Source organism: Oceanobacillus sp. FSL W7-1281 (assembly GCF_037969835.1).
GTDB classification, from domain to species: domain Bacteria; phylum Bacillota; class Bacilli; order Bacillales; family Amphibacillaceae; genus Oceanobacillus; species Oceanobacillus oncorhynchi.
In genome coordinates this window covers 2817473-2836666 of the sequence record NZ_CP150214.1, presented here as the reverse complement: position 1 = coordinate 2836666, position 19194 = coordinate 2817473, and the positions used below count along the sequence as shown (strand labels likewise).

The following is a 19194-nucleotide window of genomic DNA, read 5'->3' as shown; positions in this document are numbered from 1 at the left end:
AATGAGGCCGGGTGATGTTGCGTGCTGGAACAGATAGATGGTATGGTATTAAAAACAAAAGATTATGGTGAAACACATAAATTAGTGACTATCTACAGCGGGAAGTTTGGAAAATTCCAAGCTCTGGCCAAAGGGGCAAAAAAAACAAAAAGTCGAATGGCTGCTGTTACTCAGCCATTCGTTTTTGCCCGTTTTTTTGTTTATGTCGGCAGCGGCTTGAGTACCATTCAGCAGGGAGAATTATTAAACTCCCATCGTAAAATACGCGAGGATTTCGTGAAGACGGCTTATTGCTCCTATATTGCAGAGCTGACGGATAAGCTGCTGGAGAATAAAAATATAGATCCGTACTTATTCGGTCAATTTCAACAAACTATCGCGTGGATTGAAGAAAATGATCAGGCTGAAATCCCGATAATGATGTATGAATTAAAACTTTATAAAAAAGCTGGATTCGCCCCTGTACTAAATCAGTGTATAAATTGCGGGTCGACGCAGCAGCCTTTTGTGTTTTCTGTGGTGGAGGGCGGCTTTCTATGTCCGAAATGCCGTCATATGGATCCGGAAGCAATCGAACTAGCGCCGAAACTGACAAAGCTCCTCTATCTCTTTTCTGAAGCAGGATTAGAGCGTATCGGAACAATTCAAATGAAACCGGACAATGTGAAAATGTTTCAGGCTATTTTAAAAGCTTATTATGAACGCTATGGCGGATATTATATTAAATCCCGCAAGTTTCTGGATCAGCTCGATTTGTTTAAGAATTAATTGACAAGCTGCAGGGTAATGGAGTATGATTTGTACATAAATTAACGTATTTTAATTTTATACAAGATGATAATTACATGATAACTGCAATGATGAAGAAAAGTACGGAAGCATGTTCTGTAAAAAGCGAGTCCGGGATTGGTGCGAGCCGGGTGTATAGAGGCTTTTGGAAGGAACTTTGGAGCAGTATGAAAAAGAGGCTCTTGTTATTGAGAGCAAGTAGGGTGGAACCGCGGTTTAAGCCGTCCCTATGTCTGTTTGAACGACAGACATAGGGACGGTTTTTTAGGTTGTCAGCTGATAACGTGGCTATAATGGGTTTCTTACCATCACCAGATGAAATACTTACAGTAAATTTCTATCCATTAAAGGAGTGGAGTAAATGAATATTCAAGAAATGATTTTAACATTGCAAAATCATTGGTCAGATCAAAATTGTATTTTAATGCAGGCATATGACACCGAAAAAGGTGCAGGAACGATGTCTCCAATGACATTGCTGCGAAGCTTGGGACCAGAACCGTGGAATGTCGCCTATGTAGAGCCTTCCAGACGTCCAGCGGATGGCAGATACGGGAAAAACCCGAATCGTTTGTATCAGCATCATCAATTTCAAGTAATCATGAAGCCTTCTCCTGAAAATATTCAGGAACTGTATTTAGAGTCCTTGGAAAAATTAGGGATTGATCCGCTTAAGCATGATATCCGCTTCGTAGAGGATAACTGGGAAAACCCGACGCTTGGCGCAGCCGGTCTGGGCTGGGAAGTATGGCTGGATGGAATGGAAATTACACAGTTTACTTATTTCCAGCAAATCGGCGGTTTGGAAGCAAATCCAGTAACGGTCGAATTAACGTACGGGATTGAGCGGTTGGCTTCTTATATCCAAGATAAAGAAAATGTGTTTGATTTAGAGTGGAATAATGGAGTGACTCTCCGTGATATTTTCTATCAGCCGGAATATGAGCATTCTGTCTATACATTTGAAGCATCCAATACGGATATGTTATTTGATTTATTTACGAAATATGAACAGGAGGCCAAAGCAGCCATGGAGAAAGGGCTTGTCTTCCCGGCATATGACTATGTTTTAAAATGTTCGCATACCTTCAACCTGCTGGATGCAAAAGGGGTTATTTCTGTAACAGAAAGAACAGGCTATATCGGCCGAATTCGTAATCTCGCCCGCAGTATTTCAAAAATTTATGTACAAGAACGTGAAAAATTAGGTTTTCCGATGTTGAAAAAGGAGGCAAACTAGAGTGGCACAGGATGTATTGATTGAAATTGGATTAGAGGAGCTGCCGGCTCGATTTATAGATAATGCAGAAGCGCAAGTATTGGATAAAACAATCAAATGGCTGGATGAACAGCGCATTTCCTATTCGTCTGCTGTCTCCTTCTCAACGCCGCGAAGATTAGCTGTCCTTATAGAAGAAGTGGCAGAAAGTCAGGTATCCATAGAAGAAGAAGCAAAAGGACCTGCTTTAAAGATTGCCAAAGATGATGAGGGAAATTGGACAAAGGCCGCAGAAGGCTTTACCAGAGGTCAGGGAAAAACAACCGATGACATTTATGTCAAAGAGGTCAAGGGAACTTCCTATATTTATGTGAAAAAATTCATCGAAGGAAAAGCAGTGCAATCGCTACTGCCGGAATTTAAGGATATTATTGAGTCCATTACATTTGGAAAAAATATGCGCTGGGCAAATGAAACATTGCGCTACGCCAGACCGATTCGCTGGCTAGCAGCACTTTATGGAAATGAAGTGATTCCTTTTGAAATTGCGCATGTAAAAACAAGCAATTTTACCTACGGACATCGTTTTCTCAGCAGCGATAAGCTGACCATAGAGGAACCCAAGCAATACGAACAGCTGTTAAATGAGAATTATGTCATTGCGAATGCTGAAAAACGTAAAGAGAAAATTGTAGAGCAGCTGAATGTACTGCAAACAAAAAATGGATTTCAAATTCCAGTTGATACAGAGCTTTTAAATGAAGTGAAAAACCTTGTGGAATACCCGACTGCTTTCGCAGGCAGTTTCGCAGATTCTTTCCTGGCTCTGCCCAAAGAAGTACTTATTACGTCTATGGCTGAGCATCAGCGTTATTTCCCGGTAGAACGAGACGGGGAGCTGCTGCCTAAATTTGTAGGAGTAAGAAACGGTGATGATTACGAACTGGAAACTGTCATCCGAGGAAATGAGAAAGTACTTCGTGCGCGTCTTGCGGACGCAGAGTTTTTCTTTGAAGAGGACAAAAAACTTTCCATCGATTTCTTCCAGGAGAAGCTGACCAGGGTCGTATTTCAGGAAAAGCTGGGTACGTATACAGACAAAGTAAACCGGGTTAAAAAAATTGCGAGTCATTTAGCTGAAGAACTTGCTTTAAAAGAAGGAAAAGAGATTGCCCGCGCTGCGGAAATCAGCAAATTCGATTTAATGACCAATATGGTAAATGAATTTACTGAATTACAGGGCGTAATGGGTGAGAAATATGCTGCATATTTTGGAGAAACAAAAGAAGTTTCTCAAGCCATACGTGAACATTATTTACCAAAGCAGTCTCATGGTGAACTCCCTGCAACAACAGTCGGCGCCGTACTGAGTATTGCAGATAAAATGGATACCATTGCCGGCTGTATCAGTGTCGGACTTATCCCGAGCGGTTCACAGGATCCATATGGTTTACGAAGACAGGCAACGGGAATTTTACGTATTTTGCAGGCTCAGAACTGGAATGTGACGGTAGAATCATTCATTAAATATACGCTATCTGTATTAGAGGGTGCCGGTTTAACAGTCAATGCTTCTGCGAATGATGATTTGCGCACATTTTTTGCTTCCCGCGCTGCATATTTGCTGCGTGAAGAGAATGTAGAATCAGACATTATCCATGCAATTACAGATAATCAGCTGGGCGTATTCCATTTTGCAGTGGATAAAGCACATGTTTTATCTGTGAAAAAAGCAGATGAGGCTTTTAAAAACTCTCAGGAAGCGCTCGTGCGTGTGCTGAATCTGGAAAATAAGGTAGAGTATAATAATCATGAGATAAATACATCACTCTTCCAAACAGAATCAGAACAAGCATTATACGATGCTGTGGAGGCTGTAAAATCAAATTACGCTGCGCATTTAGAAGCACAAAACAGTGAAGAGGCATTACAGCTTCTTGCGGATCTTGCAGATTATATCCATGCATTCTTTGATCATAATATGATTATGGACGATAATGAAGAAGTAAGAAAAAATCGTCTATCTATGATTCATGAGCTTTCTATGCTTATTTTGCAATATGCGGATTTACGAAAAATAGCGTGGAAGCAGCATGCATAGAAATATAGGAAGACTTCTGCGATGACGACAATTAATCTAAACAATTTTACACTTTCTTCACTTTAGAGGATGTTTAAAAAGGTTTTCTCTCTTAAAAAAAGGTTTTTTAGTGAATGGAGTCGAATAATAATGAATGTACCATGTTTTAAATATGAAAAGCATGGTACATTATCTTTCATAATGCCCAATTTGATGCAATTAATATATAGCAAGCATCCTATTTATTTGCGAATAATGTGGCAGTTTAGGTGGTGAAAAAGTGGACTTATCGAAAAGACAGCAGCGGATTATAGAAATAGTAAAAGCAGACGGTCCCATCACGGGAGAGCAAATAGCAGACCAGCTGGCGCTGACCCGGGCCACATTGAGACCGGACCTGGCTATTCTGACGATGGCTGGTTTTTTAGACGCACGTCCTCGTGTTGGCTACTTTTATACAGGTAAAACAGGTTCAGAATTGCTGACAGAAAAGATAAAGCGGTATAAGGTTCATGAATTTCAGCAGGTCCCAGTAGCTGTAAGTGAAAAGGTATCAGTATACGATGCAATATCAACGATGTTCTTAGAAGATGTCGGCACACTTTTTGTTGTCGATGAAAATTCATGCTTGGTGGGAGTTCTTTCCCGAAAGGATTTACTGCGTTCAAGTATGGGCAGGCAGGACCTGAGCTCCATCCCTGTACCGATCATTATGACAAGAATGCCTAATATTACTGTCTGCCGAAAAAATGACCTGCTGGTCGATGTAGCCCATCAGCTTATATCCAAGCAAATCGATGGTGTCCCTGTAGTAAAAGACACCGAAAATGGGCTTGAGGTGATCGGCCGGATCACAAAAACAACGATGACGAAACTGTTGGTGGAATTAACGATGGAAGATACAATATAAATTTTTAGGTGCTAAGGGGAGGATGTCGAGATGAAGGAGCAGCAAGTTATTTATGTGTTATCCGATTCTGTTGGAGAAACGGCTGAGCTGGTAATTAAAGCGGGCTTAAGCCAATTCAAAAGCGGAGATTATAAAATCCAGCGTATTCCTTATGTGGAAGATAAAGGAACCATTGATGAATTCTTACAACAAGCAAAATTGAATTCAAGTCTTATCGGTTTTACACTGGTTAATCCAGAATTGCGTGCGCATTTAAACAAGCGTGCAGCCGAACTGGATATTGAAGCAATTGATATCATGGGTCCGACTATGGACGCTATGGAGCGCGTTTTTAGTGATCAGCCCCGTTTAGAGGCCGGACTTGTTCATAAACTGGACGAAGATTATTTCAAAAAGATTGAAGCAATCGAATTTGCTGTTAAATATGATGACGGGAGAGATACGCGAGGTATTACCCGTGCCGATATCGTATTGATAGGTGTTTCCAGAACCTCCAAAACCCCGCTGTCTCAATTCTTGGCACACAAACGCTTTAAAGTAGCAAATGTTCCAATCGTTCCAGAGGTAGACCCGCCGGAAGAGCTGATGATGGTCGACCCTAAAAAATGTATTGGTTTACGTATCTCTTCAGAAAAGTTGAATGGCATTCGGAAGGAACGTTTAAAAGCGCTGGGGCTGGGAGACCAGGCAACATATGCAAATGTAAGCAGAATTGAACAGGAGCTCGAATTTTTTAATGATGTCGTTGAAAAAATTGGCTGTCCTGTTATTGACGTGTCTCATAAAGCAGTGGAAGAAACAGCAAACCAGATTATTAGAATGTGGCAAAGTAGACAATAATAATCATTTAAAAGCTTTGCAAGAGGTATTAATAATAGCATATTTTCAGGATAAAAATGGTTGGAAAAGCATTCTGTACGCAACTCTCACGGAATGTTTTTCTTTGTTCCATAGATTTATATACAAATTAATAGAAATCTATTAAAAAATATATTATAATGGTAATTCGTATGAGCAGATTTAAATAAAATGCAATTTTAATCATAATTTGCTCTGAAAAAGAAGGAATCTATGTATCCTTTGTAGAATCTATGTTAAGGCTATTTTTTTTGAGAATAAGAAAAAAATATGTCGAATCATGAAAAATGGAGCAACTAAGTTTAAAAAGGAGGATTTTGCATAATCTCTCTAAAATGTGTTTTAGCATCCTTTAAAATCAAATAGAATAGTTGGTGGTAAACATGGCTAATCAAATACCTGAACCAATTATTGAGGAAGTGAAAAAAACCAATGATATTGTCGATGTCATTGGAGAGTACATTCAATTAAAAAAACAAGGTAAAAACTATTTTGGTCTATGTCCCTTTCATGGCGAAAATACACCCTCATTTTCAGTTACCCAGGATAAACAGATCTTTCATTGCTTTGGCTGCGGAAAAGGCGGAAATGTATTCTCGTTTCTAATGGAAATGGAAAATTTCACATTTTATGAGGCGCTGAAATATTTAGCTGACCGAAGCGGTGTAGAGCTGCCGACAGCATCCATTCCCAAAGAAACTTCCTTATCAGAGGAAACAGAGCAGATGCTCTCTGCGTATGAATGGTTGACAAAATTATATCATCATCTCATAAAGTATCAAAAAGATGGGAAGGATGGATTAGAGTATCTAAAAAGCCGCGGGCTTACGAAGGAGACGTTAGAAGAATTCCAAATCGGATATGCTCCGGATAAGCGCGATTTCACAGCGAAGTTTCTTACACAAAAAGGATATTCTAAACCACTGCTTTTGAAAAGCGGTATTTTAGCAGGGAACGATAATAATGAAGTCATCGACCGTTTTCGCGGCAGAATTATTTTCCCTATACGGAATGCATTGGGGCGCACTGTCGGTTTTGGCGGCAGAGCAATGCATGATGACAGCGGTCCGAAATATTTAAATAGCTCAGAAGGCGAACTTTTTCAAAAAAGTAAGCTTTTATATAATTTTGATTTGGCGAAGCGCCATATCCGAAAAGAAAATGAAGCTGTTTTAATGGAAGGCTATATGGATGTTATTTCTGTTTATCAGGCTGGCGTGAAAAATGTAGTGGCTACGATGGGGACTGCTTTGACAGAAACGCAGGCAAAGCTTTTAAACCGCTATGTCGATACGGTTATTATTTGTTTTGATGGGGATAGTGCAGGGATAGAAGCCCGTTATAAGTCGGCACTTCTATTACGCTCTGTCGGCTGTGATGTCCGTATTGCCAATTTGGATGCGGAGGAAGATCCGGACAGCTACGTCCGGGAGCATGGAGGCGAAGCTTTTAAAGAAAGGGTTCTGCGCACAAGTGACAGTTATATGAGTTTCTTTATGCGATATCAGCGCAGACACTTCAATCTGCAGCTGGAAAGTGAGCGTATTGAGTATATCGAGCGCGTTTTAAAAGAACTTTCTATGATTGAGAGTGCGCTGGAACGGGAATATTATATTCAGGAATTGCATAAGGAATTTGATTTGTCTGTAGATACCTTGATGAGCCAGCTGGCTCAGTATCAGAAAAGCCTGCCTTCCGCGAAGGATAATCAGCGTGATAAGAGTTATACTAAGCCATATGTACCTGCAAATAAGAAAAAGTTATTTCCGGCATATGTTAATGCTGAAAAAAGAATTTTATCCTATATGCTTCAGGATGCCTATATAGCTGAAAAAGTACAATATGAGCTTGGAGCGGGATTTAATGTAAATGACCATAAAATTGTTGCAACACATTTATATGCTTTTTATGAAGAAGGTAATTCACCAGATATTAGTTTATTTATGGAGAGACTGTCTGATGAACATTTAAAGAATCAAGTCATTGAATTGGCGATGTCCAGCGATGTCCAGCATAGTACAGAGGAAGAAATCGATGACTATCTGCGAATGATTCATCGGGAGGCGGATCAAAGTCCGGCGAAAAAAAGCTTAAAAGAGCAGCAAAGGAAAGCGGAGCAGGAAAATGATCCTTTGGAGGCTGCCCGCTTGGCTATGGAGTTAATCCGGCTGCAGAAGCAAAATAACGAAAAATAATTCAACAATTTGGAAGGAGGGGGACTCATGGCCGAACAAAAACCTTCGCATATGAAAGAACCCGAACTGACATTAGAGCAAGCAAAAGAAAAATTGGTTGACATGGGTAAGAAACGCGGTACACTTGCGTATGAAGAAGTGGCTGACGGTTTATCTAATTTTGACATGGAACCCGAACAAATGGATGAGTTTTATGAGTATCTGGAAGAACAGGGTGTCGATGTATTAGGCGAGTCTGAGGATGACCCCGAGATGCAGAAAATCGCAAAAGAAGAAGAAATCAACCTGAATGATCTCAGTGTTCCTTTAGGGATAAAGATCAATGACCCGGTCCGTATGTATTTAAAAGAAATAGGCAGAGTAGACCTGCTTTCTGCAGCAGAAGAAATTGAACTCGCTTCCCGAATTGAAGAGGGAGATATCGAAGCAAAGAGAAGATTAGCGGAAGCCAATCTTCGGCTCGTTGTCAGCATCGCAAAACGCTATGTTGGACGGGGAATGCTTTTCCTCGATTTGATTCAAGAAGGAAACATGGGTCTGATCAAAGCTGTTGAGAAATTTGACTACCGCAAAGGGTTTAAATTCAGTACCTACGCAACCTGGTGGATTAGACAGGCTATTACCCGTGCAATCGCGGACCAGGCCCGCACCATTCGTATCCCGGTTCATATGGTGGAAACCATTAATAAATTAATCCGTGTGCAGCGCTCTCTGCTGCAGGACCTGGGACGTGAACCGACACCGGAAGAAATCGGCGAAGAAATGGAATTAAGTCCGGATAAGGTGCGCGACATTCTAAAAATCGCTCAAGAACCTGTATCTTTAGAAACACCAATTGGAGAAGAAGACGATTCCCATCTAGGTGATTTCATTGAGGATCAGGAAGCAATCTCTCCATCCGATCACGCAGCTTATGAATTACTGAAAGAACAGCTGGAAGATGTATTAGACACATTGACAGACAGAGAAGAAAATGTGCTTCGTCTGCGCTTTGGATTAGATGATGGAAGAACGAGAACGCTTGAAGAAGTAGGAAAAGTATTTGGGGTAACCAGAGAACGTATCCGCCAAATCGAAGCGAAAGCATTGCGTAAATTAAGACACCCAAGCCGAAGCAAGCGATTAAAAGACTTCCTTGATTAAGGTGTTATACTGAAATAAGTTCATTCTGAATACTGGAATATGCAAGTTCCCCTTTAGCGGCTTGCGTATTCCAATTATTGTTTTCTATGAATTCATAGAGGATATTCAAAAGTCCATAAAATAAGATTTTGCTTTTTTTAACATATAAATGGTGAGGCTTCCGGGGTGGATCTATGAATAATCAAGAAAAAAATCAATTGATTATCCAGGAAATATTAAAGTGGAAAGAGAATCGTTTATTGCCGGAAGAACAATGTGATTTTTTATTAGCATTATATACTAAAGGCGGAGAAATAGAAATAACCAATAAAAACAAAAATTGGCTATCTACATGGAAAAAGCTTCATTTTACCATGATGTTGATGGTATTGGTAAGCGCTATCTTTTTAGATTATTATTATCAATTGGCCGGCTCTGTCAGGGCAGGTATTTTAAGTATTGTTTTCTTTATAAATATTCTAATCTGGTTAAGAACTGGAAAGAATGCATCACGGCGATATCGTTATTTATTTATATCTATTCAATTGTTATATGTGTTGCAGCTTTCTATCTGTATAATGGAAACTTTTGGATTAGGAGCTTATAATAATTTTATGATTACTGCCAATGGCATTGGATGGATTGTTTTTGGATATTTGAAAAAGCTTCCTGTTATTCGTTATTTGGGAGCAGCTTTGACTGTAGGAATCATCACTTTTGTCGTTTTTTTTAAATATCTTGGATAATCCTTTAAAAATTTTTAGATTTCGAGTAAACTAATAGTAGTATTAATTTATAATATTTGGATTACATAAGGAGGAAGCGTAATGAAAAAGAATCCGGTTATACCATATGCAATTATTGCCGGGCTGGGGCTGATAGCTGTCATTATTATTTCTGTAATTGGTATTGATCAAAGACAGGCTATTCAAGATGCTGAAGAAAATGGTGAAGAACAGACAGAAGAGGCAGAAGGAGGAGAAGAAGGCGGCGAGTCTACCAGTGCTGATGCTGGAGAAGAAGTTTTCCAATCCAATTGTGCCAGCTGTCATGGTCAAGATTTAGCAAGTGGTTCCGCTCCTGATTTAACACAAGTTGGAAGCACTTATTCTCAGGAAGAAATTGCTGATATCATTGAAAATGGAACTGACGGAGGCATGCCGGCTTTCCCTCAGCTTGCAGGTGAAGAATTAGATGCACTCAGCGAGTGGTTAAGCGAGCATGAATAATATATAATAAAAGAAATGAAAGCTTTCTGATTCGTACAGAAAGCTTTTCTTATTGGAGAAATACAGAAAAGAACTGTCTTTAAAAGGAGAACAAATAATGAACCAGAATGTCACCCTATCGAATCGTTTGAAAATAGTTGCTGAATATCTGCCTCAGGGAGCGCATTTTGCAGATATCGGCTCTGATCATGCTTATCTGCCTGCCTACGTCTGCCAAAGAGATAAAACAGCAAGCGCTATTGCCGGAGAAGTGAATCAAGGACCTTTAGACAGCGCCAAAAAAACAATTCGATTTCATCAATTAGAGGAACGAATCGATGCCCGTTTAGGAGATGGTTTATCTGTCATAAATGAAGGCGAGGTCAAACAAATTGTCATTGCAGGGATGGGCGGAGGATTGATTACTTCCATCTTAGAAAACCATGCTGCTATTGCTAAATCTGCTGAACGAATTATTGCACAGCCTAATGTAGACGCAAGAGCAGTCAGACGATGGTTTGATCAAAATGATTTTATACTGAGAGAAGAAGAGATTGTGGATGAGCAGGGACATATCTATGAAGTGCTTGTTGCGGATCGTTATGCAGAAGCATCTTCACCATACAGTGATAATGAACAGAAGAAGGGAAGACAGCTGTTATTAGGTCCCTATTTAATGAAAGAGAAGAATGCTGCTTTTATTAAAAAATGGTCACAGGAGATAATGAATATCGAACGAATCATTTTGCAAATGCAGCAGGCAAAGCAAATAAATCATGAGAAAATAGCTGATTTCCAAACAGAATTATACTGGATGAAGGAGGAACTTGATCATGAAGGAACAAACGACGAAACACGCTGATTTTTTTCGGATCATGAACAGCTGGGCACCGAAAAGTTTTGCCTATCATTGGGATAATATCGGGTTGCAGACTGGACGGTTTCATGATACGACATCTCAAATTCTGATTACACTGGATGTGACAGAGGAAGTAGTTGATGAAGCAATTAAAAAAGGGGCGAATTTGATTATTGCCCATCACCCTTTACTCTTTCAGCCTTTAAAACAGATTAATGTTGACCATCCGAAGGGCAGAGTGGTACAAAAGCTTTTAAAAAACGATATAACGGTCTTTGCTGCGCACACCAACCTGGATATCGCCGAGGGCGGTGTAAATGATTTATTAAGTGACGCCCTTGAATTGAAAAATAAAGAGCCCTTAGAAATATTAGAACAAGAGTCGCTGCTTAAAGTGGTTGTTTTTGTTCCAGAGTCGCATGTACAGGAATTACGGGATGCTTTGCATCAGGGCGGAGCAGGCCAAATTGGCGATTACAGTCATTGCACCTTTCAAAGCGCCGGACAAGGGACCTTTCTTCCGTCAGAGGAGGCTGCCCCGTATATTGGCGAGCAGAATGAAATGACCTATGTAGATGAGAAGAAGCTGGAAGCCATTGTTCCTAAGAAAAATCTTGCCAGGGTGATAGATGCTGTTATTTCAGCCCATCCTTATGAAGAACCGGCTTATGATATGTATCCATTGGAAAATAAAGGACAGTCGATTGGAATCGGACGCTTTGGTGTCCTGGAATCCCCGGTTTCAATGAAAGCATTCATTGAAACGGTGAAAAAGAATTTAGACATGCCTTGCGTGCGTGTTTCTGGTAATATAGAAAAGAATGTAAAAAAAGTTGCTGTCCTGGGAGGAAGCGGGGAGAAATATGTCAGTCATGCGCTCCGAAAAAAAGCGGATGTATATATTACAGGAGATATGACATTTCACACTGCTCAAGATGCAGAGCAGATGGGACTGACAGTCATTGATGCCGGTCATTATATCGAGAAGATAATGAAAGCAGCAACAAAGGAAAAATTGATACAGGAAATACCTGCATTCAAGTCAAAGGTTTATGTATCTGAAGTAAATACAGACCCGTTCGTATTTATGTGAAATAGATAGTTAAATGATTTATTTGAGTGATAAGCACTGTAACCAGCGGATTTTTTTCCGTAGCAAATGCCATAGGCTAAATATTTATTTCAACTTATCATAGAAAAGATTTCAAAGGAGGGAAACAGATGGGAAAAACATTTGCAGAACTATCCCTGGATACGGATATCCAGGATATTATTCAAGAGTTGGAATTTAGAAATCCGACTGCAATCCAAGAAAAAGTGATACCTGCTATCTTGGATGGGAAAAGTGTTATTGGTCAATCCCGGACCGGTTCCGGCAAATCGCATGCATTTTTATTGCCGATGTTTCAACAGCTGGATGAGAATCAAAAGAAAGTGCAGTTTGTAATTACCGCGCCAACAAGAGAACTGGCAACACAGCTTTACAATGAAGTAAGGAAAATCATTACGATTGCGGATAAGACAGAAAAATGGACAGCCAAGCTGCTTGTCGGCGGCACCGATAAACAAAAGGCAATTGAGAAATTAAAAACACCGCCAATGATTGTGGTGGGGACACCAGGGAGAATTTTAGATTTAGTAAAGGATGGGGCATTATCCATCTACAGTGCGGAATCGTTTGTAATTGACGAGGCGGACTTGATGCTTGATTTAGGCTTTATTGAAGAAGTGGATCAATTATTAGTACGCGCGAAGCAGGATATACAACTGATGGTCTTCTCGGCAACCATTCCACAGCGCTTACAGCATTTCTTTAAAAAATATTTGAGAAATCCGGAATATATTAAAATGGAAGAGCATTTTTCTCCGGAAACGATGGAGCATCGGCTTATTCTGAAAAAGCATCGGGATGAAGCGAAGATTATTTGGGATATTTCCAAGACAATCCATCCTTATTTAGCGCTGGTATTTACAAATGGGAAACAACAGGCTAATGAACTGGCAGAAGCGCTTGGAGGCTATGGCTTGGATGTTGGTGTCATTCATGGCGGTCTGACGCCCCGGGAGAGAAAGCGTGTATTGAAAGAGATACAGCAGCTGCGCTATCAATACGTAGTCGCAACAGATTTAGCTTCAAGGGGAATTGATATCAAGGGTGTCAGCCATGTGATTAATGCCCAGCTTCCAAAAGAAGAGCATTTTTATATTCACCGTGTCGGCAGAACAGCACGAGCCGGACTAGAAGGCACGGCAATCAGTATTTACAGCGAAGAGGACGCCCGTTTAATTGAAAGATTGGAACAAAAGGGGCTCACGTTCTCGTTCGTAGAGGTTAAGCAGGGTGAATGGACCGAGGATAAATCCTGGAATGAAAGAACACGCCGGAAAACCGAAGACACAAGTAATGACCGGGAAGCGTGGAAGCGCGTAAGAAAAGCAAAGAAAGTAAAGCCGGGCTATAAGAAAAAACAAAAGCAGCAGCAACAGCAAATTAAAAGACAGCTGACAAAAGAGCAAAATAGGAAGAAGCGTTAGGAGGAATAAATATGGTGAAAATCGGTTCTCATGTTTCAATGAATGGTAAGAAAATGTTATTAGGATCCAGCGAAGAAGCTGCTTCCTACGGGGCAAATACCTTTATGATATATACAGGCGCACCGCAGAATACAAGAAGAAAGCCGATTGAAGAATTAAATATTGAAGCTGGTTTAGAACATATGGCATCTCATGGAATAGCTGACATTGTTGTGCATGCGCCGTATATTATTAATATCGGCAACACGGTAAAACCGGAGACATTTGAGTTGGGGGTTAATTTCCTGCGAAGTGAAATCGAACGTACCGAGGCTCTGGGGGCAAAGCAAATTGTACTTCATCCGGGAGCGCATGTGGGGGAAGGTCCGGACAAAGGTATTCCGAAAATCATCGAAGGATTAAATGAAGTGCTTGAACAAAAAAATGATGTTCAAATTGCTTTAGAAACAATGGCTGGAAAAGGATCCGAAATGGGCCGTACATTTGAAGAGCTGGCTGAAATTATTTCTGGTGTAACGCATAATGAACATCTCTCTGTTTGTTTGGATACATGTCATATTCATGATGCAGGCTATGATGTTGTTAATGATTTTGATGGGGTATTGAATTCATTTGATAAAATCGTCGGTTTAGACCGTCTGAAAGTAGTCCATGTCAATGACAGTAAAAATGATCGCGGGGCTCATAAAGACCGTCATGAAAACATCGGCTTTGGCTACATTGGTTTTGATGCTCTCCACAAGGTTGTTCATCATCCGCAGCTTAGCGAGCTTCCTAAGATTCTTGAAACGCCTTATGTAGGCACAGATAAGAAAAATAAAAAAGCGCCGTACAAGTATGAAATAGCTATGCTGCGTGAAGGTGATTTCCAGGAGAATTTAAAGGAAATCATTATGGAAGGTTAGTTCCGTATAAAATGAAATTTATTCAGCGGGAGTTTATCACGGAGAACCGTCCGTAAAACTCCCGCCTCAAAATAAAGCGTAAAAATAAATTTATTTAGGCGGGAGATAACGGACGCTAACTCCCTGAATCACTCAACTAACATTCAGTGGGAGAAGAACAAAAACTCCCACTGAATGAAGTTTCGTTTTATGGACAATTATCCATGATAAATTTAAAAAGATGAGTACCCTGTATATGGTATGGGAATGCTCATCTTTTTAAATTTCATCGGGTTTTAGTTTTCAAATAAATGCTCCATCCCATATGATTTAATGACCTCATCCATTAACTGCTGTGCTGCTACAGCTGTTTTTTGATCCGTAATTTTTGCAAGCTCCATCATAAAGCGGTCACGATCTGCCTGGTCAAATGGATTAGGTGCAGAAGTCCTTAGATAATGTACAATCTGATCCGCTTGCGTACGTGTAATGGCAAAACCATATTCGGCGCTATAATGTAAAATTTCATCTGGGGTTAATTTACGCAGTTTATTTTTAATCATTTCTTTGATAAAGAAAGACATATCATCCCTCCTTTTGAATATCCTCATATTTTCTTCCATCATGTAAATATATGCAGACAACAAAAAGATTATACCATTCTTTGCTAAAAATTCCGCATGATACCTGTATGAAAACCTGTGGATTCCGTATGCTAATCATATAATTCTAAAGTATAAGGAGTTTATCTCATGAATGATAATGATAAAGACAAACGTATACAGGATATGCCGAATCATGGACAAAGACCACAGCATGAACATACAAATGAACAGTTAGACAGCAAAAGAATGGAAGAATTTTCAACAGAACTAACCGATGCCAACCTGCTGGAGTTTGAAGATGAGAAAAGCTTTAACCCGGGGACGATATATGGATGGGGAAGTATTATCTTAGCAATTATTTCATTTTTTACCTGGCCGGTTATTTTAGGAGCCGCCAGCATTGTATTCGGATTTGTAGCACGAAGCAGAGGGACAAATATTCTTGGTATTATCGGAATTATAGCAGGAGCTCTTTCTTTGATTTCCGCTTTTTTCATTATCCCTTTCTTTTCCTAGGCGGTATTTCTGAGCATTATAATTATTTAGCAGAAAGCTGCATTTCATAATAAAAAGCAAGCATTCACTTTGAAAATAAAGCGGATGTTTGCTTTTTCTAATGCTCCTCTTGAAATTGAGGGAAATAGTAAACTTCATGTACATGGATGTCATTGGAGGAGGTATTCGGGTTCAATGATTCAAAAGCCTTTAAAATAATCTCAATAGAGACAGTGTTGACCGTTATGGTTTGAATTTCTTCCGTAATACTGAGGACCGTATCTCCAGGATTTACTTTTACCGGAACAGCTTCAAAAGGAGGCAGTTCCAGGTTTTCATTATTTGAAGAGGAGATTGTCCCGTCTGAATGAGCTAAGTCTTGAAAAATACTGACTGCAACTAATATAATAAATGTAATCAGGGAAATTCTACGCAAAAATTCCATAAAAAATCTCCTTTAATGAAACTATTTTCTTTCCTCATACGTACATATAATATAGAAGAGGATGTTTAAAAATTCCTTCTTATCGTTCTTTTCGAACATGCGCGGTAAGCAGGGCAACGAGAGGGTGTGAATGGTATGGACGTGGTTGAATTACAATGGATAGGATTTCTTGCCTTATTTTTTGGAACTTTATTTATATTAGGTGAAATGTTTGTAAATATGCGCGGTATATTTGGTGTATTAGGGCTGGGATTTATAACTGTTTATTTTACGGTATACACAGAAACCAATTCAGTCTTACTCATGTTTATTATATACTTCCTGGGAATATTACTGATTATTATTGATGGCAAAGTGTTGAACGATGGAACCTTGGCTACGATTGGACTGGTTCTGATGATTGTTGCCGTTGCATTGCCGCAGCCGGATTTTGCAAACGGTCTTTATGCGGTAATAAGTATCGTCATTGGAGCATTTTCATCTCTGGCGTTTTTAAAAGTATTTAAACGGAGACAGATGTGGACGAAAATCGCTTTAATGGACCAGCTTACAAATGAACAGGGCTACAGCTCGCTCAGTAAAGAGTATGAAGCTTTGTTAGGAGAAGAAGGCATTGCGCTGACCGATTTTAGGCCTTCCGGTACGATTGAAGTGAATAAAAAGCATTACAGTGCTGTATCTGGAGGCCGCTGGATTAAAAAAGGAACTCCGATTAAAGTAGTGGCAGTGGATGGTACCAGTGTCCGGATAGAGGAGCTTAAAGAAGATTAATTAATAGTTCGTAATTAAATAGAATAACCCTGAAACAGGATTCATTTCATAAAAATAGAGATGAATCCTGTATTTGTGTGCAATCGACCCTAATATTATACATATTTTCATGAAAAAAGCAGATACTAAGCTTCCCTTTCTATTCGAATGTAAACAAATATTAAATCTATGTAAATTTTTCAACAAACATGTTTACATTCTCTTTAGAATCATCAATAATGAATGAGGCGCAAAATTCTACAAAAGTTTACATAAGAGGTAGAAGGGATGAAGTTTTCGTGAATATCGATGTTCAAAGTTTAATTATTGAATTTCTCGGAGGAATTGGCATATTCCTAATGGGGATAAAAATGATGGGAGATGGACTCCAAAAATCAGCAGGAGATCGCTTGCGGGATATTCTGGATCGGTTTACAAGCAATCCGTTTCTAGGAGTGCTTGCCGGTATTATCGTAACTATACTAATTCAAAGCAGTTCCGGCACAACCGTTTTGACAGTTGGACTTGTAAACGCCGGATTTATGACATTGAGACAGGCAATTGGTGTTATTATGGGTGCGAATATTGGTACGACTGCAACAGCATTCATTATCGGAATTGATATTGGAGAATATTCATTACTTATTTTAGCACTTGGTGCATTCACAATCTTTTTCTTTAAAAAGCAAAAGATTGTAGCTATAGGACAGGCTTTATTTGGGTTTGGTTCCTTATTCTTTGGGCTTGAACTAATGAGCAGCGGAATGACACCACTCCGTTCTTTACAGGCATTTCAAGATTTGACGGTTTCCATGAGCGAAACACCTATCCTTGGTGTTGTAATTGGTACAGTCTTTACAGTAATCGTACAAAGCTCTACCGCAACCATTGGTATTTTGCAAGGGCTGTTTGCGCAGGGGGCCATTGATATAAAAGCGGCGATTCCGGTTCTTTTTGGTGATAATATCGGTACAACGATTACTGCAGTTTTAGCAAGTATTGGAACATCTGTAGCTGCTAAACGTGCGGCATATACACATGTAACGTTTAATTTAATTGGTGCAGTTATTTTTATGCTGTTATTAATACCATTTACGAGCTTTATCAGTTATTTACAAAATACATTAAGTCTCAATCCGGAAATGACGATCGCTTTTGCACATGGAAGCTATAATATAGCAAATACGGTTGTTCAATTTCCGTTTATCGGTGCTCTGGCATGGCTGGTTACAAAGCTTGTTCCAGGCGATGATGTCGTAATTGAGTATAAGCCGAAACATTTAGATTCTATTTTCCTTCAACAGTCTTCGTCACTGGCATTGGGACAGGCTAAGATGGAAGTTGTCCGTATGGGGAAATATGCGTATCAAGGTTTAGAGGAAACCCATAGTTATGTCACTACGCAGAATCCAAAAAATTCAGAGATGGCTCTGCAAATTGAAGGAGCGCTGAATAATCTGGATCGTAAAATAACGGAGTATTTAGTGGATATCGCTTCTACTAACTTAACTGAACCGGAAAGTATAGAGCATACCGGCTTGATGAGTACAATTCGTGATATTGAACGGATTGGCGACCATTTTGAGAATGTGGTTGAACTGGTGGACTATAAAATGTCCAATAAAGTTTCGCTGACAGATCAGGCAATTGAAGATTTAAACAAAATGTTTGATTTAACGTATATGACAGTTAAACAGGCTGTTGAAGCTTTAGAGGCAAATGACCGGGAAGCGGCTTTAGAAGTTATTCAAAAAGAAGACCAAATCGATAAAATGGAGCGGAAATTCCGTAAAAACCATATTATTCGTATGAATGAAGGCACTTGTAATGGGTCAGCAGGAATCGTTTTTGTCGATATTATAAGTAATCTAGAACGAATTGGCGATCATGCTGTAAACATTGCTCAGAACGTCTTAGGAGACCATTAATGATGGTCTGATATAAAAGGGGCTCTATCTGTTATAATGAAGCAGATAGAGCCCTTATTTCATCTATTTCGGGATAAAAGGGGGGAGAGTCCACTTTTACCGTGAAAATTGCCGGTCATTGTTATGCAGTGCGGAGGTGTATAATTTATCAACAGCATTTTTGGAACATCTGATTATTTTGAAGCATGCACATCAAAGAGAGGGGGTAACAGATGCGATAGAAATACAGCTTTTTCTATATATTACCGGAAATGAAAAAAGTTTTTATAAGTTTTTGTTGAAATATGTTATATTACATGCTATTATAATTCT

18 protein-coding genes are annotated in these 19194 nt (G+C 39.5%); 16 read left to right on the top strand and 2 right to left on the bottom strand.

Annotation, left to right across the window (positions count from 1 at the left end):
- Positions 1 to 21: 21 nt before the first annotated feature.
- From recO to MKX55_RS14035, 13 genes are all read left to right on the top strand, one after another.
- The gene (gene recO / locus MKX55_RS14095) at positions 22 to 768 is read left to right on the top strand and encodes a DNA repair protein RecO (protein ID WP_339233275.1); all 747 of its coding nucleotides are present in this window, start codon (positions 22 to 24) and stop codon (positions 766 to 768) included.
- A gap of 382 nt (positions 769 to 1150) precedes the next feature.
- Entirely contained in the window at positions 1151 to 2029 is an 879-nt protein-coding gene (gene glyQ / locus MKX55_RS14090; RefSeq protein WP_339233273.1) for a glycine--tRNA ligase subunit alpha, read from the top strand.
- A 1-nt stretch (position 2030) separates the two neighbouring features.
- Positions 2031 to 4109 (top strand): glycine--tRNA ligase subunit beta, encoded by a 2079-nt coding sequence (gene glyS, locus MKX55_RS14085; protein WP_339233272.1) that lies wholly within the window; start codon positions 2031 to 2033, stop codon positions 4107 to 4109.
- 259 nt (positions 4110 to 4368) lie between these two features.
- Entirely contained in the window at positions 4369 to 4998 is a 630-nt protein-coding gene (locus MKX55_RS14080) for a helix-turn-helix transcriptional regulator (RefSeq protein WP_339177987.1), read from the top strand.
- Between the two features lie 30 nt (positions 4999 to 5028).
- Positions 5029 to 5838, top strand: a complete 810-nt coding sequence (locus MKX55_RS14075; RefSeq protein WP_042534812.1) for a pyruvate, water dikinase regulatory protein — start codon at positions 5029 to 5031, stop codon at positions 5836 to 5838.
- A gap of 401 nt (positions 5839 to 6239) precedes the next feature.
- The gene (dnaG, locus tag MKX55_RS14070) at positions 6240 to 8051 is read left to right on the top strand and encodes a DNA primase (protein ID WP_339233271.1); all 1812 of its coding nucleotides are present in this window, start codon (positions 6240 to 6242) and stop codon (positions 8049 to 8051) included.
- A 27-nt stretch (positions 8052 to 8078) separates the two neighbouring features.
- On the top strand, positions 8079 to 9194 hold the full coding sequence (gene rpoD / locus MKX55_RS14065; protein WP_042534808.1) for an RNA polymerase sigma factor RpoD: 1116 nt from the start codon (positions 8079 to 8081) through the stop codon (positions 9192 to 9194).
- Positions 9195 to 9367: 173 nt separating this feature from the next.
- A complete protein-coding gene (locus tag MKX55_RS14060) occupies positions 9368 to 9919 on the top strand; it encodes a hypothetical protein (protein ID WP_339177981.1) in 552 nt (183 codons plus the stop codon).
- Positions 9920 to 10000: 81 nt separating this feature from the next.
- Positions 10001 to 10402 (top strand): cytochrome c, encoded by a 402-nt coding sequence (locus MKX55_RS14055; RefSeq protein ID WP_212929089.1) that lies wholly within the window; start codon positions 10001 to 10003, stop codon positions 10400 to 10402.
- Positions 10403 to 10499: 97 nt separating this feature from the next.
- A complete protein-coding gene (locus MKX55_RS14050; RefSeq protein WP_339233269.1) occupies positions 10500 to 11243 on the top strand; it encodes a class I SAM-dependent methyltransferase in 744 nt (247 codons plus the stop codon).
- On the top strand, positions 11215 to 12333 hold the full coding sequence (locus tag MKX55_RS14045) for a Nif3-like dinuclear metal center hexameric protein (protein WP_339233268.1): 1119 nt from the start codon (positions 11215 to 11217) through the stop codon (positions 12331 to 12333). Before MKX55_RS14050 ends, MKX55_RS14045 begins: the two co-directional genes overlap by 29 nt.
- A gap of 128 nt (positions 12334 to 12461) precedes the next feature.
- Positions 12462 to 13775: a DEAD/DEAH box helicase gene (locus MKX55_RS14040; RefSeq protein ID WP_339233267.1), complete on the top strand. Its 1314-nt coding sequence runs from the start codon at positions 12462 to 12464 to the stop codon at positions 13773 to 13775.
- Between the two features lie 11 nt (positions 13776 to 13786).
- Positions 13787 to 14680 carry a deoxyribonuclease IV gene (locus MKX55_RS14035; protein WP_339177971.1) on the top strand — a complete coding sequence of 298 codons (894 nt, stop codon included), beginning with the start codon at positions 13787 to 13789 and terminating at the stop codon, positions 14678 to 14680.
- Between the two features lie 275 nt (positions 14681 to 14955).
- Here MKX55_RS14035 and MKX55_RS14030 read toward each other — a convergent pair whose 3' ends face one another.
- A complete protein-coding gene (locus MKX55_RS14030; protein WP_339177970.1) occupies positions 14956 to 15243 on the bottom strand; it encodes a DUF2624 domain-containing protein in 288 nt (95 codons plus the stop codon).
- Between the two features lie 168 nt (positions 15244 to 15411).
- Between MKX55_RS14030 and MKX55_RS14025 the strand changes: the two genes are divergently transcribed.
- A complete protein-coding gene (locus tag MKX55_RS14025; protein WP_052485089.1) occupies positions 15412 to 15780 on the top strand; it encodes a DUF4190 domain-containing protein in 369 nt (122 codons plus the stop codon).
- Positions 15781 to 15877: 97 nt separating this feature from the next.
- Here MKX55_RS14025 and MKX55_RS14020 read toward each other — a convergent pair whose 3' ends face one another.
- On the bottom strand, positions 15878 to 16204 hold the full coding sequence (locus tag MKX55_RS14020) for a hypothetical protein (protein ID WP_339177966.1): 327 nt from the start codon (positions 16202 to 16204) through the stop codon (positions 15878 to 15880).
- Between the two features lie 135 nt (positions 16205 to 16339).
- Between MKX55_RS14020 and MKX55_RS14015 the strand changes: the two genes are divergently transcribed.
- Together MKX55_RS14015 and MKX55_RS14010 are read left to right on the top strand one after the other, a co-directional pair.
- Positions 16340 to 16975 carry an NfeD family protein gene (locus MKX55_RS14015; RefSeq protein ID WP_339177964.1) on the top strand — a complete coding sequence of 212 codons (636 nt, stop codon included), beginning with the start codon at positions 16340 to 16342 and terminating at the stop codon, positions 16973 to 16975.
- Positions 16976 to 17253: 278 nt separating this feature from the next.
- Positions 17254 to 18882 (top strand): Na/Pi cotransporter family protein, encoded by a 1629-nt coding sequence (locus MKX55_RS14010; RefSeq protein WP_339177962.1) that lies wholly within the window; start codon positions 17254 to 17256, stop codon positions 18880 to 18882.
- The last annotated feature ends 312 nt before the right edge of the window (positions 18883 to 19194 follow it).